The sequence below is a fragment of the Sphingomonas sp. 66-10 genome, from assembly GCF_001897045.1.
Taxonomy (GTDB): Bacteria; Pseudomonadota; Alphaproteobacteria; order Sphingomonadales; family Sphingomonadaceae; genus Sphingomonas; species Sphingomonas lycopersici.
This window is the reverse complement of record NZ_MKRR01000122.1, coordinates 1-1,060: the sequence shown is the minus strand read 5'-3', so window position 1 is coordinate 1,060 and position 1,060 is coordinate 1. Positions and strand designations below refer to the sequence as shown.

Here is a 1,060-nt window from a genome sequence, read left to right as displayed (position 1 = left end):
GCCCGCAAAGCCTGTTCGAGATAGGCCACCGCCTTTTCGCGGTCCGTCCCGGCCCTTAACCGCGCCAGCCCCGCCATGTGGATCATGTCGGCGTTGGAGGGTTGCAAGGCCAGCGCCTTGTCCGCGAAGCCGATCGCTTCGGCGTTGCGCCCGGCCTGCGAGGCCGCGAACGCCAGCCGCTTGAGCACATCCGCATCGGCTTGGTAGCCGGAGACTTGCTGGTACGCCATGATCGCCGCGTTCCAGTCCCCCCGCGCCATCGCCGCCTGCCCGCTGGCGGCCAGTTGCTGCGTTCGGCGCAGATCGCCCGACTGCAAGCGCGCCTTCAGCGTATCGGCTGCCGGATCGCCGGCCGCGCGCGCCGCCTTTTCCGCAAGCTCCAGTTCGCGCGGCCCGGCCATGGCGCTGTCCGCCAGCGGTTTGACCGTGGCATAGGCCGTGGCCGCATCGCCGGTCGCGAGTTGCGCTTCCGCCAGCATCAGCCTTGCAAACGGGTTCTGCGGGGAAAGCAGCAAGGCCTTGGCATAGATCGCCCGCGCTTGCTCGGCCCGCCCGAGGCGAAGCAAGGCTTCGGCATAGGCCAGCCCTTCGGGCGAGCGCGCCTCCAGGCTGCTTTCGCGCGGGGCGAGCATGGACCGTACCCGCTCCCAATCGCCCCTTTCGGCCGCGATCTGGATGCGCATCCGCAGCACGTCGCCGCTATCGGGCGCGACATCGGTGGCACGGGCCACCAGCGCCTCGGCCTCGTCCAGCTTGCCTTGCTGGTCGGCCGCATCGGCCTGCGCGAGCAATGGCTCGGGCCGCGTGGGATAAAGCGACTGCGCCCGCTTGTACGCGGCCAGGGCGCCGTCCCAACGGTTCGCCTGCGCATCGATATCGCCCGCCAGCATCAACGTATCGAGCGCGTCAGGGCTTCGACGGCGCAAATCGGCCAGTTGCGCTTCGGCCCCGGCGATATCCTGCGAATCCAGCAGGAACCGGGCATAGTCACGCACCAGGCGTGCATCACCGCCGGCGGCAAGCCCCTTGCGATAAGCTTCGAGCGCCCCGGTCTCATCTT

Annotated in this window: 1 protein-coding gene; it reads right to left on the bottom strand. The window is 69.2% G+C overall.

Annotated elements, in window-relative coordinates; all coding sequences use genetic code 11:
• A partial coding sequence (locus tag BGN95_RS12920) for a tetratricopeptide repeat protein (RefSeq protein ID WP_286772843.1) occupies positions 1 to 1,060 on the bottom strand: 1,060 nt, incomplete at both ends.